At 67.8% G+C, this 14,866-nt stretch carries 13 protein-coding genes; 2 read left to right on the top strand and 11 right to left on the bottom strand.

Features of this window, described 5'->3' with window-relative positions; translation table 11 throughout:
• Positions 1–35: 35 nt before the first annotated feature.
• Positions 36–1,223, top strand: a complete 1,188-nt coding sequence (locus AC5Y5W_RS07275; RefSeq protein WP_500009157.1) for a PPE family protein — start codon at positions 36–38, stop codon at positions 1,221–1,223.
• A 78-nt stretch (positions 1,224–1,301) separates the two neighbouring features.
• On the opposite strand, the gene AC5Y5W_RS07270 is transcribed toward AC5Y5W_RS07275, so the two are convergent.
• The 8 genes from AC5Y5W_RS07270 to AC5Y5W_RS07235 form a co-directional block, all read right to left on the bottom strand.
• Positions 1,302–1,565, bottom strand: coding sequence for a PE family protein (locus AC5Y5W_RS07270; RefSeq protein ID WP_499885423.1), 264 nt, complete (start codon positions 1,563–1,565; stop codon positions 1,302–1,304).
• Between the two features lie 234 nt (positions 1,566–1,799).
• A complete protein-coding gene (locus AC5Y5W_RS07265) occupies positions 1,800–4,253 on the bottom strand; it encodes a [protein-PII] uridylyltransferase (RefSeq protein WP_500009156.1) in 2,454 nt (817 codons plus the stop codon).
• Positions 4,254–4,289: 36 nt separating this feature from the next.
• Complete coding sequence (locus AC5Y5W_RS07260; RefSeq protein WP_499886305.1) at positions 4,290–4,571, bottom strand: P-II family nitrogen regulator; 282 nt, start codon at positions 4,569–4,571, stop codon at positions 4,290–4,292.
• The gene (locus tag AC5Y5W_RS07255; RefSeq protein ID WP_500009154.1) at positions 4,498–6,021 is read right to left on the bottom strand and encodes an ammonium transporter; all 1,524 of its coding nucleotides are present in this window, start codon (positions 6,019–6,021) and stop codon (positions 4,498–4,500) included. Before AC5Y5W_RS07255 ends, AC5Y5W_RS07260 begins: the two co-directional genes overlap by 74 nt.
• A gap of 130 nt (positions 6,022–6,151) precedes the next feature.
• Complete coding sequence (ftsY, locus tag AC5Y5W_RS07250) at positions 6,152–7,474, bottom strand: signal recognition particle-docking protein FtsY (RefSeq protein ID WP_500009153.1); 1,323 nt, start codon at positions 7,472–7,474, stop codon at positions 6,152–6,154.
• Positions 7,475–7,528: 54 nt separating this feature from the next.
• Entirely contained in the window at positions 7,529–11,131 is a 3,603-nt protein-coding gene (smc, locus tag AC5Y5W_RS07245; RefSeq protein ID WP_500009152.1) for a chromosome segregation protein SMC, read from the bottom strand.
• 10 nt (positions 11,132–11,141) lie between these two features.
• Entirely contained in the window at positions 11,142–11,417 is a 276-nt protein-coding gene (locus AC5Y5W_RS07240; RefSeq protein ID WP_500009151.1) for an acylphosphatase, read from the bottom strand.
• Positions 11,410–11,817: an OsmC family protein gene (locus AC5Y5W_RS07235; protein WP_500009150.1), complete on the bottom strand. Its 408-nt coding sequence runs from the start codon at positions 11,815–11,817 to the stop codon at positions 11,410–11,412. Before AC5Y5W_RS07235 ends, AC5Y5W_RS07240 begins: the two co-directional genes overlap by 8 nt.
• A gap of 53 nt (positions 11,818–11,870) precedes the next feature.
• Between AC5Y5W_RS07235 and AC5Y5W_RS07230 the strand changes: the two genes are divergently transcribed.
• Positions 11,871–12,647 carry a PIG-L deacetylase family protein gene (locus AC5Y5W_RS07230; protein WP_500009149.1) on the top strand — a complete coding sequence of 259 codons (777 nt, stop codon included), beginning with the start codon at positions 11,871–11,873 and terminating at the stop codon, positions 12,645–12,647.
• Between the two features lie 87 nt (positions 12,648–12,734).
• Here the strand turns inward: AC5Y5W_RS07230 and mutM are convergent, their stop codons facing one another.
• Genes mutM through AC5Y5W_RS07215 form a run of 3 tightly spaced genes read right to left on the bottom strand, consistent with a single transcriptional unit; the run spans position 12,735 to position 14,847 of the window.
• The gene (gene mutM, locus AC5Y5W_RS07225) at positions 12,735–13,580 is read right to left on the bottom strand and encodes a DNA-formamidopyrimidine glycosylase (protein ID WP_500009148.1); all 846 of its coding nucleotides are present in this window, start codon (positions 13,578–13,580) and stop codon (positions 12,735–12,737) included.
• A 5-nt stretch (positions 13,581–13,585) separates the two neighbouring features.
• A complete protein-coding gene (gene rnc / locus AC5Y5W_RS07220) occupies positions 13,586–14,266 on the bottom strand; it encodes a ribonuclease III (protein WP_500009146.1) in 681 nt (226 codons plus the stop codon).
• Positions 14,263–14,847 carry a YceD family protein gene (locus AC5Y5W_RS07215; protein WP_500009145.1) on the bottom strand — a complete coding sequence of 195 codons (585 nt, stop codon included), beginning with the start codon at positions 14,845–14,847 and terminating at the stop codon, positions 14,263–14,265. Before AC5Y5W_RS07215 ends, rnc begins: the two co-directional genes overlap by 4 nt.
• Positions 14,848–14,866 lie beyond the last annotated feature (19 nt).

Raw genomic sequence — 14,866 nt, 5'->3', positions numbered from 1 at the left:
CACTCCGCGTCGCCAACCCAGAAACGAGCGCAAACATGGATTTCGCCGCGTTACCCCCTGAGATCAACTCCGCCCGCATCTACGCCGGCCCGGGCCCCGCACCGATGATGGCCGCCGCGGCATCCTGGAACGGCCTGGGTGCCGAGCTGGCCGCCACCGCGGCGTCGTATGAGTCGGTGATCTCCATGCTGAGCGGCGAGGAATGGCTGGGACCGGCCTCCGCAGCCATGGCCGCCGCGACCGCTCCCTATCTGGCCTGGATGAACACCACCGCCGCGGCTGCCGAACATGCCGCTGTCCAGGCCATGGCCTCAGCGGCCGCCTACGAGGCCGCCTTCGCGATGACCGTGCCTCCGCCGGTGATCGCTGCCAACCGGGCTCAGCTGGCCGTACTTGTTGCCACCAACTTCCTCGGTCAAAACACCGCGGCCATCGCAGCCACCGAGGCCCTCTACGCCGAGATGTGGGCCCAAGACGCCGCCGCCATGTACGGGTACGCCGCTGCTTCGGCCAGCGCCGGAATTTTGCAACCGCTGACCTCCCCGGCGCCCACCACCAATCCCGCCGGGCTGACGGCCCAAGCCGCGGCAGTCACCCAAGCCTCTACCGCCAGCACCCAAACCGGTCTCTCCCAGCTGGTCACCAACTTGCCCAGCACCATGCAACAACTGGCCACGCCCATGGCGGCGACGGCGGGGCCCACGGGGTTCATGGCGGCGCTCGACAGTTTCATGGGCATTCCGTTGGTGTCGAATGCCACGAACGGGGCGGTCAATACGGCGGCCTGGTTCGTCATGGCCGCCATCCCGAACGCGGTATCACTTGGGCATACCCTGGCCGGCAGCGCGCCCGCGGCCGTTGCCGCCGAAGCTGCCGGTGCGGAGGGCCTGGGCGCGGGCTTGGGCACGATGCTCGCGGGCGCAGCAGGCCCAGCCGGCTCTGTCGGCTTGGGCGGTGCGCCGATATTGGCGGGCCTGGGCCAGGCGTCCTCGGTCGGCGGGTTGTCGGTGCCTGCGGGTTGGTCTGCGGCCACCCCGGCCGGCACTGGTGCTGCGACGCTGGCGGGCAGCGGTTGGACGGCCGCCGCCGAGGAAAGCGCCGCGGTGGCCACCGTGCCGGCCGGAATGCCGTCGGCGGCTTCGGCCGGGCGCGGCGGCTTTGGCTTCGGTGCCCCGCGCTACGGCTTCAAACCCACGGTGATGCCCAAACCGGTCTTCGTCTGACGACGCAATGGTCAGCCACATCGCGCGGGGGCGGCTGCGGCCCCGTGAGCATGAGGTCGACGGGCCCTTTTAGCTGTTTTAGCTGTCGACGGCGGCGTTGTCCGCCTGGGCCAGGATGCTGGTGAACATCTCGTGAATGGCTTTGGCCTGGGCGCTGACCGCTTGGTACATCTCACCGTGCAGCGCGAACTGCGCCGCGGTCACTGCCGACACTGCGTCGGCGCCGGCCGGGTGTACCGCGCTGGTGGGAATGGCAACGGCGGCGTTCTGCGCAGCCACCGCCACGCCGGTGTCCTGTAGCTTCCTGACTGCTGCCGACAACGATTCGGGCTGTGTAGTCATAACGTCATGGACCCCTTCTTATAAACGCCGAGTAGGCGTGTTGGCTACCCATTCCTACTCATAGTTTTGCGGATTCATCCACCAATGAATAGGCGGGTAACTGGCTTTTAACGGTCAGCTCGGAAGGTTTACTAAATTTGGCTCGCTATGTGTCATGAGCATGACGAAGTTAATGCAGCCTTCACTTCGACAAAGCACCTGGCCGGCCATTAGCGTCGGCCGGGCGGATCCGAATTAGGTGGTCGGTGGAATTTCGGCGGTATCGCCGCGCAACATCGCGACCAATTCCCACTCGATCGCCGCTTGCATGCTGGCGGTTTGGTCGGCCGCCCCAGTGGGCAGCACGACGCAGAACGTGTCGTCGACCGTCGAGCCCCGGGTGGCGACCTTCGCCCAGATGATGTCCGCTCCGCCCCGCTCCAACACCCCGGTCACCTGCGCAAGCAAGCCGGTGCGATCCGTGGCGCGAATCTCGACGGTCAGCCGGTTGCTCGTGCCGTCGAACCACAAAACGCGTGGCGGGGCGGTCGGCAGATCGGCAGGAACTCCGGTCGGCACGTCGCGGACGGGCCGGGCATCGCCGTCACGCTGCACCAGCACGCCGAGGACGTCGAGGTCGCCGTCCAGGGCGTTGACGAACTGCTGGCGCAGCAGGCCGGTGGCCGGCGGGGCTCCGAAGTGTGGCGACACCACGAACTCGTTGATGGCCGAACCGTCGTGAATGTTCACCGAGGCCGAATGGACTCGCAGCCTGTTCAATGCCAGCACGCCAGCGGCTTTCGACAACAGGCCGCGCTGATCCGGGGCAATCATCGTCACCCGGTAGGTGCGTCGACCGCCGCCGCTTCGGATCTCGACATGCACGCCGTGGTCTGCTGCCAGCGACAGATAGTCAGGATCGATCGGGTCAGGCTGCGGCAACGGCTCACCGGCCATCACCAACCGGCAGGCCCGCACCAGCTCCCCGACCAGCAATGCCTTCCAATCGCTCCACACTGCTGGGCCGGTGGCCAGCGCGTCGGCTTCGGTGAGCGCGTGCAGCACGTCGAGCAGTACCGGGTCCCCGTGCAGGGCGTCCGCGACGGTGGAAATGACTTTCGGGTCGTTCAGGTCGTGTCTGGTGGCGATCTTCGACAGCAGCAGGTGATGCAACACCAGCCGCGAGAGCATCTCGACGTCGGAGGGCCACATGCCCAGCCTGGTACCGATCTGAGTGGCCAACTGGGCACCGACAACGCTGTGATCGGCGCCGCGGCCCTTCCCGAGGTCATGAAGCAGCGCGGCAAGCACCAGTAGGTCGGGTCGTGCCACTCGGGTTGTGAAAATCCTTGCGCGAGCGACAGTTTCGACCAGATGGCGGTCCACTGTCCAGACATGGGCGACGTCACGTGGTGGGAGGTCGCGGATTGCGGCCCATTCCGGGAATAGCCGGCCCCACAAACCGGTGCGATCGAGCGCTTCGATCGTCGCCACCACCGCGGGGCCCGCAGCCAGCAGAACCAGTAGGTCGTCCAGCGCCTCACGCGGCCACGGCGTGGGCAGTTCCGCTGCAGTATGGGCCAACCGGTTCAGCGTGGACGCCGCGATGGGTAATCCGGTGACGGCCGATGCAGCCGCCGCACGCAGCACCAGACCGGGATCACGTTCGGGGCGGGCTTGGCGGGCGAGCACCACTTCCCCGGCATGCTCGACCACGCCGTCATCCAGCGGTCGGCGTAGCCGCCGCCGCACACTCGACATCCCGTGGCGCGGCAACGCGTTGGCAGCGGTCCGCAACCCGGCGTCGACGCGGTAGCTGATGGTCCGGGCCGCGTCGGACAGCATGCGCGATAGGTCGTATCTGTCGCCGACGTGCAGCACCTCGCTGATCTCGTCGGCGTACTGGGCCAGCAGCAGATCATGCCCGCGCCGCGAAACCCGGTGCAGTTCGGTGCGGACGTCGAGCAGGTTGAGGTATGCGCCGGTCAGCGAGGCTGTCGGACTATCCGATGGGAGGCGGTCGGCCAGCTGGGCGATGGCCAGCGCGTCGAGCAGCTGAACGTCACGTAGGCCGCCGCGGCCGCATTTCAGGTCGGGTTCGGCGCGGTGTGCGATTTCGCCGCTGCGGTGCCACCGTGATTGCGTCGCCTCGACGAGTTCATCGAAGCGGGAACGTATTCCGGTTCGCCACTGGTGGCGCACACCGTCGATCAGCCGGGTCGACAACCGCTGATCGCCGGTGATGTGGCGAATGTCGAGCATCGCCAGGCCCGCGGAAATGTCCGCACCCGCGACCTCCAGTGTCTCGGCGACCGTGCGCACGCTGTGGTCGAGACGAATGTTGGCGTTCCACAGCGGATACCACAAGGACTCAGCGGTCTGCTCGACGATTCCTGCCGGCATGTCGTCGTGCATGAGCATCAGGTCCAGGTCGGAATACGGCAGCAGTTCGCGACGGCCCAGCGAACCGGTGGCGACGACGGCAAACCCGCTGCCGGCGGTGATACCGATCTCGGCCGCCTTCGCGGCCAGCCAGGACTCGTGCAACTCTCCCCAGGCTTTGCGCAGCGCCCGCGAATCCAGTTGGCCCGGCGCTGCGGCCAGCAGTTCCTCTCGGGCCGAGACTAAATCGGTTGCCGCGCCGCTACTTCCGCCTGTCGCCGTCTCCCACTCACCCGTGCCCGGCGGGCCCGGGCGGCCTGATTTCATGGCTGCCCGGCCGGGGGCAGAAATTCAGAACGAACCTCATATCGCATCCGGCCCACGCTCGCCGGTGCGCACCCGCACAACGGTTTCCACGGGGCAGACCCATACTTTGCCGTCACCGATCTTGCCGGTGCGCGCCGCTCGCACGATACTGTCGACGACCTTGTCGGCGGCAAAGTCGTCGACCAAGACCTCGATTCGCACCTTCGGTACGAAATCAACCGAGTATTCAGCACCGCGGTAAACCTCAGTGTGACCTTTCTGCCGTCCGTAGCCCTGGACTTCGCTGACTGTCATCCCCAGTTGTCCTGCCTCCTCCAGGCTGGCCTTGATGTCTTCCAGCGTGAACGGCTTGACGATCGCGGTAATCAGCTTCATCGTTGTGTACCTCTGCTCCGTCCGCTAAGTCGTGATGTGCGATAACCGAACTGCGGACAACAGCGAAGTCGTAGCCGCCTTCGGCGTGTTGAGCTTCGTCGATGCCTGAGGTTTCATCCTCCGCACCCAGTCGCAGTCCGATCGTGTATTTCACGATCAGAGCCAAGATAGCGGTGCCGATAGCCGAATAGACGAGAACACCGCCTGCGCCGATGGTCTGCCGCCACAGCTGATCGAAACCGCCGCCATAGAGCAAACCCGGCGATACCCCCGCCACGCCGGCGATGGCAACCGTTTCCGGGGCCGCGAGCAAGCCCACCAGCAAGGTACCCACCAGACCGCCGACCAGGTGCACCCCGACCACGTCGAGCGAATCGTCAAACCCGAATCGGTATTTCAGTCCGACGGCCAACGCGCAGGCGACACCGGCCACCACGCCGATTACCAGTGCGCCAACTACGTTGACCGACGAACATGATGGGGTGATCGCGACCAGCCCGGCCACAATGCCCGACGCGGCCCCAAGTGACGTCGCGTGGCCGTCGCGGATCCGCTCGGTGAGTAGCCAGCCGAGCATCGCCGCGGCCGTCGCGATCGTGGTGGTGATGAACGTCGAGCCGGCGGCCCCGTTGGCGGACAGCGCCGAACCGGCGTTAAAGCCGTACCAGCCGAACCACAGCAAACCGGCGCCGAGCATCACCAGCGGCACGTTGTGCGGCCGCATCGGCATGGCGGGCCACCCTCTGCGCTTGCCGAGGATGATGGCCAGCACCAGGCCCGCCGTGCCGGCGTTGATGTGGACGGCGGTACCGCCCGCGAAGTCGATGGCGTGCAGCTTGTTGGCGATCCACCCGCCGTGCGCCGCCGTCACCTTGTCGAACGCGAAGACCCAGTGCGCGACCGGGAAGTACACGAAACTCGCCCACAGCGCGGCGAACAGCATCCAGCTGCCGAACTTCAACCGATCGGCCACAGCTCCGGAGATCAGCGCCACCGTGATGATCGCAAACATCAGCTGGAATGCGACGAACACAGTTTGCGGCACGGTTCCCGCCAGCGGAATCTCGACGGACGCCGAGTGGGTGGCCGGGTTGGCTGCGACGGCATTGACGCCGATGAGCCCCTTTAAGCCCCAGTATTGGGTCGGATTGCCCGCGATGGACCCGACATCGTCGCCGAAGGCCAGCGAGTAGCCGTAGAGCACCCACAGCACCGTCACCACGCCCATCGCGCTGACGCTCATCATGATCATGTTCAGCACGCTCTTGGCGCGGACCATGCCGCCATAGAAAAAGGCCAGGCCCGGTGTCATCAACAGCACCAGCGCGGAGCTGGCCAGCATCCAGGCGGTATCGCCGGTGTTCGGCACCCCCATCGTCGGGTATTGGTCCACGCGCCCAGACCTCCTTCGCCGAAGCTGCCAACGACCTGGTCAAACAATGCGCAGTCGTTGTTTCGGCTCCGACGCGGCGTGGTTTCGCCAGCGTTACAGGATGCTCACCGGTGCCGGTGGGTGCGACCCGTCAGCCCAGTAGGGCGTCGACGAAGGCGGCGGGCTCGAACGGCGCGAGATCGTCGGGTCCCTCGCCGAGGCCGACCAGTTTGACCGGCACGCCTAGTTCCTGCTGCACCCGGAACACGATGCCGCCTTTGGCGGTTCCGTCCAGCTTGGTCAGCACCGCGCCGGTGATGTCGACGACGTCGGCGAACACCCGCGCCTGCGCCAGGCCGTTCTGCCCGATGGTCGCGTCGAGCACCAATAGGACCTCGTCGACGGCCGCGCGGCGCGTCACCACCCGTTTGACTTTGCCCAGTTCGTCCATCAGCCCGGTCTTGGTGTGCAATCGGCCCGCGGTGTCGATGACGACGACGTCAGCGCCCGCGGCGATGCCCTTGTCGACCGAATCGAACGCCACCGAGGCCGGGTCGGCGCCCTCCGCGCCGCGTACCACTTCGGCGCCCACCCGGGCGGCCCAGGTCTGCAGTTGGTCGGCCGCAGCGGCGCGGAACGTGTCGGCGGCGCCCAGCACCACCCGGCGGCCGTCGGCGACCAGCACCCGCGCCAATTTGCCGACCGTGGTGGTTTTGCCGGTGCCGTTGACACCGACCACCAGCAGCACCGACGGATGATCGGCGTGCGGCAGCGCACGGATCGAGCGATCCAACTCGGGTTGCAGCTCGCTGATCAGGACCTCCCGCAGCACCGCGCGGGCATCGGCCTCGGTCTGCACGTTTTTGCCGGCGAGCTCGCTGCGCAGGCGCGACACGACCGACGTGGTGGCCGTCGGCCCCAGGTCGGCCACCAACAGCGTCTCTTCAACCTCCTCCCAGGAGTCTTCGTCGAGATCCCCGCCGCCCAGTAGGCCGAGCATGCTGCGCCCCAACGCGTTCTGCGATCTGGCCAGCCGTCCACGCAGCCGCTCCAACCGGCCTTCGGCCGGGGCAATCGCCTCAAGGTCCGGGGCTTTCGGCGCGGGCGGCGCCGTTGGTGCTGGCGGCGCTGTTAGTGCGGGCATCGCGGGCGGCGCCGGCGGTGTTTCGGTCTCGGGTTCGGGCAGCTGAACATCGGCGACGGTGCGCTTCGGGGCGTCACGCGGAATGGTGGCGTCGTCGCCGACACCGGGCAGGCCGGTGGTGTCGATGCGCTCGGCCGGCTGGACCGGCGGCGCTGTCTGGCTGAATGTAATGCCCGCTGACGTGGTGTAGCCGCCGGAGCGGTCAAGCGTTGCGGGCTGTTGCGACAAGCTGATCCGTCGCCGGCGGTAGCGGACCAGGCCGAAGATCAGTGCGGCGATGACGACCAGTGCAGCGATGACCGCGACGGCGATCCACAGAGCTTCGGACACCACGCCATTGTTCCAGGGGCCACACCCAACACCGAGGGCCGGTCGCCGGCGGCGCTATCCGGCGGTGACCAGCTCCTGGCCGCGCATTCGCTGCGAGATCACCGCGGTGATGCCGTCGTCGCGCATCGTCACCCCGTACAGCGCGTCGGCCACTTCCATCGTCGGCTTCTGGTGAGTGATGACGATGAGCTGCGACTGGGCGCGCAGCTGTTCGAACAGCTGCAGCAGCCGGTGCAGGTTGGTGTCGTCGAGCGCGGCCTCTACCTCGTCCATGATGTAGAACGGCGACGGCCGGGCTTTGAAGATCGCCACCAGCATCGCCACCGCGGTCAGCGACTTCTCGCCACCGGACAGCAGCGACAGCCGCTTGATCTTCTTGCCGGGCGGGCGGGCCTCCACCTCGATGCCGGTGTGCAGCATGTCGTCGGGATCGGTCAGCCGCAGCCGGCCCTCGCCGCCCGGGAAAAGGCTTGCGAACACTCCTTGGAACTCGCGCTCCACATCGGCATAGGCGTCGGTGAACACCTGCAGGATGCGGGCGTCGACGTCGGCGACGACGTCGAGCAGATCCTTGCGGGCGGCCTTGACGTCCTCGAGCTGGGTGGACAAGAAGTTATAGCGTTCCTCCAGCGCGGCGAACTCCTCCAGCGCCAACGGGTTGACCCGGCCCAGTTCGGCCAGCTCACGTTCGGCGCGTTTGGCCCGACGCTCCTGAGTGGGCCGGTCGAACGGCATCGGCGCCGGCGCGGTGACCTGCTCCCCGCGCTCGCGAGCCTGCTCGTATTCGGCCATCTCGAGTTCGGTGGGCGGCAGCGCGACATCGGGACCGTATTCGGCGACCAGGTCATCGGGCGCCATCCCGAACTGTTCGAGAACCATCTGTTCGAGCTGCTCGATGCGCAGCGCCGCCTGCGCCTTGGCCACTTCGTCGCGGTGCAGCGCTTCGGTCAGCGTGGCGATCCGCGCGTTCAGCGTGTTGACCTCGTCGCGCACCGCCGTCATCGCCGTCGATCGCTGCTGGCGTTCGGTAGTCAGCGCGTCGCGGTTGCGCGATGCAGCGCCGACCACCTGATTGAGCCGCCCGGCCAGCAGGTTCCCGGCGTCGGCCACCGCAGCTGCCACCGCCGCGGCGTGCTCCCGCGCGGCGCGGGCCTGCTGGGCGCGCAGCCGCGCCTCCCGTTCGGCGGCGGCGGCTCGGCGCAACGAATCCGCCCGTCCCCGAACGGCATTGGCACGCTCCTCGGCAGTGCGTACCGTCAACCGGGCTTCCACTTCGGCGGTGCGGGCAGCCTCTAAACCAGTGCGGGCCGCGGCAATCTCCTGCTGGTCGACGGGCTGGGCGGCCGACACATCTTGGGTCTGTTCGGCGTTGCGTAGCCGGGTCTCCAGCTCACCGAGCTCCTCGAGGGTCCGGGCGCGGCCGGTCTCCAGCTCCTCGCGCTGGTGCAAGAGCCTGCGCCATTCGTCGTCGGCGGCACGGGCCTCCTGGCCCAGCCGACCCAGTTGTTCGTAGATCGCTGAGATCGCGGCATCGGATTCGTTGAGCGCGGCCAGCGCCTGCTCGGCGGAGTCTTGCCTGGTGGCTTGCTCACTGAGCGCACCCGACAGCGCGGCGGATAGCTGGTTGACCTGAGCTTCAGCGGCCGCCAGTTCAGCACCGGCCTTGTCGATTTCGCCGGCCACTTCCAGCGTCGAGGGCTTGCGGTCTGATCCTCCACTCACCCAGCCCGCCCCGACCAGATCGCCGTCGTGGGTGACCGCGCGCAACCGCGGGCTCGCCGCCACCAGATCCAGCGCCGCGCTCAGATCGGCGACCACCGCGACGCCGGAAAGCATCGCCGTCATCGCGCCACGCAGCCGCGGCGGCGCCTCGATGAGGTCCAGCGCCCAGCGGGCACCGTCGGGCAGCGCGGCCGGGGCGCGTTCGGGTTCGGCTGCGGCCGGCCAGTCGCCCAGCACGATCGCCGCCCGTCCGCCGTCAGCCTGCTTGAGCGCGGTCACCGCCGAGCGGGCAGCGCCGACGCTGTCGGCGGCCACGGCGTCGGCGGCCGCGCCCAGCACCGCCGCCAGCGCCGTCTGGTAGCCGGACTCAACCCTGACCAGCTTCGCGATGGTTCCGAAAATACCTGCTTCACTGCGGTTTTCGGTAAGCCAGGCGGCACCGTCCTTGCGCTCGAGTCCCACCGACAGCGCGTCGATGCGGGCCCGCAGCGACGCCACCTGACGTTCGGCCCCGCGCTCGGCGGACTGCAGTTCGGCGACCCGCTCGTCGGCCAGTCGCAGCGCCGCCACCATCCGGTCGTGATGCTCGTCGAGGCCTACCTCGCCCTGATCGAGTTCACCCACGCGGCTCTGCACGGTTTCGAACTCCGCCACCGCGTGCTGCGCTCGAGTGGCCGCCTCCTCGATGCGCTCCGACAACTTGGCGACGCTGTCGTCGATCGATTCAACCCGCGCGCGCATGGTTTCGACTTGTCCGGCCAGCCGGGCCAGACCCTCCCGGCGGTCGGCCTCGGCGCGCACCGCCGCCAGGTGTGCCTGCTCGGCGTCGGCGGCGCTGCGCTCACGGTGCGACAACTCCGCCCGGGCGGCCTCCAGCCCGGTGCGAGCGCCGGCCAACTCCGCCAGCAGCCGCTGTTCTTGTGCCGCCACCTGTTGCGCTTCGGCCTCCAACGCGTCGGGGTCCGGACCACCGGTCGTAGCAGGCTCGACGTCGAGATGCTGCGCGCGTTCGCTGGCGATCCGTATGGTCGCGCTGACCCTTTCGGCCAACGCGGACAACCGAAACCAGGTCTGCTGTGCGCGTTCAGCGCGGTCGGATAGCTGGGTCAGCGCGTCTTCATGCGTGGCCAGCTCGTCGGAGGCTACCGCGCACCGGGTGGCGGCCTCGTCGTGCTCGCGACGTAACACCGCTTCTGCCTCGTTGGTGTCATTGAGCTCGGCCTGCCGGGTGACGACGTCGTCGGCGGCCAGCCGCAGCTTCGCGTCGCGCAGGTCGGCCTGGATGGTCTGGGCGCGACGGGCCACCTCGGCCTGGCGGCCCAGCGGCTTGAGCTGGCGACGCAATTCGGTGGTCAGATCGGTCAGCCGCGCCAGGTTCGCCGACATCGCCTCGAGCTTGCGGACCGCTTTTTCCTTGCGCTTGCGGTGCTTGAGCACCCCGGCGGCTTCCTCGATGAACGCCCGACGGTCCTCCGGGCGCGACTCCAGGATCTCGTTGAGCTTGCCCTGCCCGACGATGACGTGCATCTCGCGCCCGATGCCGGAGTCGCTCAGCAGCTCCTGGACATCCATCAAACGGCAACCGCTGCCGTTGATTTCGTATTCGCTGGCGCCGTCGCGAAACATCCGCCGGGTGATCGACACCTCGGAGTACTCGATCGGCAGCGCGTTGTCCGAGTTGTCGATGGTGACCGTGACTTCAGCGCGGCCCAGCGGTGCTCGCGACGACGTGCCGGCGAAGATGACGTCTTCCATCTTGCCGCCGCGCAGCGTCTTGGCCCCCTGCTCGCCCATCACCCACGCCAGGGCGTCGACCACGTTGGACTTACCTGAGCCGTTCGGCCCGACCACGGCGGTGATGCCCGGCTCGAAACGCAGAGTCGTCGGCGAGGCAAAGGACTTGAAGCCCTTGAGCGTCAGACTCTTGAGGTACACGGCGTGCAGACTACCTTTCGGTGAATCCGCTGATCGGTTCGCCGCGCGGCGACCAATCGACAACTACGTTGTCGACGTGGCCAGGTGTTTTGCCGGATTGCAACAGCTGCAACAGCTGTTCACAGGCGTCACGCGATCCCTGCGCGACGACTTGGACCCGCCCGTCGGGCCGGTTGGCGGCGTAGCCGGTCAAACCCAGTTCCAGGGCCCGGCTGCGGGTCCACCAGCGGAAGCCCACGCCCTGCACCTGGCCGTGCACCCAGGCGGTGAGCCGAACCTCAGCCACTGGTCACCTCGAATATCACGTCGGTGCCCGATTTGAGGGTGCGTCCGACCGTGCAGACCTGGTCGACGGCGCGCTGGACAACTGTCAGCACCCGTGCCTTTTCGGCGGCGTCCAGGCCGGACAGGTCGAGCTCGAGGGTCTCTTCCAGCAGTGGATACCGCTCCTGCTCACGGTCAGCCACGCCGGAGACCTTGATGGTGGCCGGGTAGTCGTCTCCGAGACGCCGGGCCAGCGGCTGGTCGCTGGCCATTCCGCTGCAGGCCGCCAGCGCGATCTTCAGCAACTCCCCCGGTGTGAACACTCCGTCGACGTCCTCGGACCCGACGAGGACCTGTGCGCCCCGCGAGCTGTGTCCGGTGTAGCGACGGACCCCGGTGCGTTCCACCCACAGTTGCGTCATGGGTCAGTTCTACCGTGTGCGGCAATCGACAAGGTCGGGTAATACTGCAATCCATGGCCACCGTCGTCGCATTCCACGCCCACCCCGACGACGAGGTCATCCTGACCGGTGGCACGCTGGCGCGAGCGGCCGCGGCCGGGAACCGTGTGGTTGTCGTCACGGCAACCGACGGTCATATGGATAATGCCGAAGACAGACCTCGCCTAGACGAATTGCGGTCGAGTGCAGGCATTCTCGGGGCGCATCGGGTCGAGTGTCTCGGCTATGCCGACAGCGGATACGGCCCCGACTTCTACCCTGACCCGCCCGGACGAGTCCGGTTCGGACGAGCGGATGTCGAGGAGGCGGCGCAGCGACTGGCGGCGATACTTCGCGCCGAAAATGCGGACCTGCTGCTGAACTACCAATCCAACGGCGGCTATCACCATCGTGATCATGTGCAGGTCCACCATGTCGGCAAGCGGGCGGCCGAACTCGCTGGCACGCCGAGAGTGCTCGAGGTGACGATGCCCCGGGAATGGCTGTGCCGGATCAGCGATCTCGCTCGGGTGCTGCGCCTGCCGGCGCCGTACGAGCCGGACGTCGTCCGCACCGCATACGCTCCGCGGGCAACCATCACCCACCGGATCGACGTTTTCCGTTTTGCACGGCAGAAGCGGGATGCATTGGCCGCTCATCGCTCGCAGATCGGCAGCACCGGTGCGGCCGCGCGCATGTTCGGGGTGCTGCTGCGCCTACCACCTCAGGTGTTCGGCCTGCTGTTCGCTCGGGAATGGTTCGTCGACCCGGACGCGCCCCCGGGATCGGTGCGCCGCGACATCTTCGACTGACGCCCTCTGCGCGAGCGTGCGTGTTCCCGGTAATTTGCCCGGCGTGTCGCCCGGGATAGCGCACGCTCGCGCCCGGCCAAACAGGAGTCAGCGCGGGCGGGGCTGGCAGCGCGGACAGTAGAACGACGAGCGGTTCATGAACTTCTCCCGGCGGATCACCGCACCACAGCGCCGACAGGGTTTGCCGTCGCGACCGTAAGCATTCAGCGACCGGTCGAAGTAGCCGGACTGGCCGTTGACGTTGACATACAGCGCATCGAACGAGGTGCCGCCCTGAGCCAACGCGTCACGCATCACCTCGGCGGCCGCCGCCAACACCGCTGTCAGCTTCGGTCGGCTCAAACCGTCGGCGAGGCGGACTCCGTTCACCTCGGCCCGCCACAGCGCCTCGTCGGCATAGATATTGCCGATACCCGACACCACGGATTGGTCGAGCAGCTGGCGTTTGATCTCGGAATGCTTGCGCCGCAACACATTAACGACAGCAGCGACGTCGAATCGCGGGTCGAGCGGGTCACGGGCCAGATGCGCCACCGGCGCGGGCACCACGCTGCCGTCCACAGTCACCAGGTCGGCCAGCAGCCACCCGCCGAACGTCCGTTGGTCGACAAAGCTCATCGTGGTCCCGTCGTCGAGCACCGCGGCGACCCGCAAATGGCCGACATTGGGGACAGTGCCGAGCAGCATCTGTCCGCTCATCCCCAGGTGGATGACCAGCGCCTGGTCGCCGTCCAGCGTCAGCCACAGATATTTGCCGCGGCGATCGGTGCCGATGATCCGTGCGCCGAGCAGTCGCGCCGTGAGGTCGGCCGGGCCGGCCTCGTGGCGCCGCACCGCGCGGGGATGATGCACCCGGACCGCGGTGATCGTCTTGTCGACCACATGGTCGGCCAACCCGCGTCGCACCACCTCGACTTCGGGGAGTTCGGGCATCTACATCACGCGCTGTCGAGGGCAGTCCAGGCTGCTGCAGCGGCCTTCTGTTCGGCTTCCTTTTTGGATCGACCCACACCGGTGCCGTACTCGGTCTCCATGACGACGACGACGGCGGTGAACTCCTTGTCGTGGTCGGGCCCGGTGGAGGTGACCTGGTATGACGGCGCGCCCAAGCCACGCGCCGCGGTCAACTCCTGCAGGCTGGTCTTCCAGTCCAAGCCGGCGCCCAGCGTGGGCGCGGCGTCCAGCAGCCCACCGAACAACCGCAGGATCACCTGCCGGGCCGTGTTCATCCCGTGGTGTAGGTAGACCGCGCCCAGCAGCGACTCCATCCCGTCGGCCAGGATGCTCGATTTGTCGGCGCCGCCGGTGTTGGCCTCGCCGCGGCCTAACAGCAAGTGGGCGCCCAGCCCCTGGTCGGTCAGCCCACGTGCGACGTCGGCAAGCGCCTGGGTGTTGACCACGCTGGATCGCAACTTGGCCAGATCGCCCTCCGAACGGTCGGGGTGGCGGCGAAAAAGTTCGTCGGTGATGGTCAGTCCCAGCACCGCGTCGCCGAGGAACTCCAGGCGCTCGTTGGTGGGCAGCCCGCCGTGCTCGTAGGCGTAGCTGCGGTGCGTCAGCGCCAGTGTCAGCAGCTCGTCGGGCAGGTCCGTCCCGAGCGCCTCGAGCAGACTGTTCACGACTGCGCCGCGTCCTCGTCCGGGCGCACCATGCCCGCCAGCTTGGCCCAGCGCGGGTCGATCTGGTCGTGGTGGTGGCCGGGTTCGGCGGTGGCCAGCGGAACCCCGCAGTCCGGGCACAGCCCCGGGCAATCCGTGCGGCACACCGGCGACAGCGGCAGTTCCAACCCGACGGCGTCGATGACGGGCTGCTCCAGGTCGACGATGTCGTCAACGACGCGGCCGAACTCGTCGTCCTCGGTGGTCACGTCGGTGGCGCTGTCCGGGTAAGCAAACAGCTCAGTCAGGTCAACCTGCACCTGCCCGGTGACCGACCTCAGGCAACGAGCGCATTCGCCGCTGGTGGGCGCGGCCACCGTGCCGGTCACCAGCACGCCTTCGGACACCGACTCCACCCGCAGATCCAGCTGCATCGGCGCCCCGCGCTCGATTGCGATCAAGTCCAGCCCGATGCGCGACGGGCTGGCCACGGTGTCATGCAGCGAGAACATCGCCCCCGGCCGTCGCGGCAGCCGCGCGACGTTGATCGCGAGCGGTGACGTTGGCTGCCGGTGCCGTGTCGAGCTGTGCTGCCTAGGCATGCCCGCGATTTTACGGGCG

This window comes from Mycobacterium sp. NGS51, assembly GCF_059812525.1.
This window is presented reverse-complemented; position numbering and strand designations above follow the sequence as displayed.

Excerpts from the sequence above, each read along its gene's own strand:
- AC5Y5W_RS07275 (WP_500009157.1), top strand. The coding sequence starts at position 36 with ATGGATTTCGCCGCGTTACCCCCTGAGATCAACTCCGCCCGCATCTAC.
- AC5Y5W_RS07270 (WP_499885423.1), bottom strand. The coding sequence starts at position 1,565 with ATGACTACACAGCCCGAATCGTTGTCGGCAGCAGTCAGGAAGCTACAG.
- AC5Y5W_RS07265 (WP_500009156.1), bottom strand. The coding sequence starts at position 4,253 with ATGAAATCAGGCCGCCCGGGCCCGCCGGGCACGGGTGAGTGGGAGACG.
- AC5Y5W_RS07235 (WP_500009150.1), bottom strand. The coding sequence starts at position 11,817 with ATGACGCAACTGTGGGTGGAACGCACCGGGGTCCGTCGCTACACCGGA.
- AC5Y5W_RS07230 (WP_500009149.1), top strand. The coding sequence starts at position 11,871 with ATGGCCACCGTCGTCGCATTCCACGCCCACCCCGACGACGAGGTCATC.
- mutM (WP_500009148.1), bottom strand. The coding sequence starts at position 13,580 with ATGCCCGAACTCCCCGAAGTCGAGGTGGTGCGACGCGGGTTGGCCGAC.
- AC5Y5W_RS07215 (WP_500009145.1), bottom strand. The coding sequence starts at position 14,847 with ATGCCTAGGCAGCACAGCTCGACACGGCACCGGCAGCCAACGTCACCG.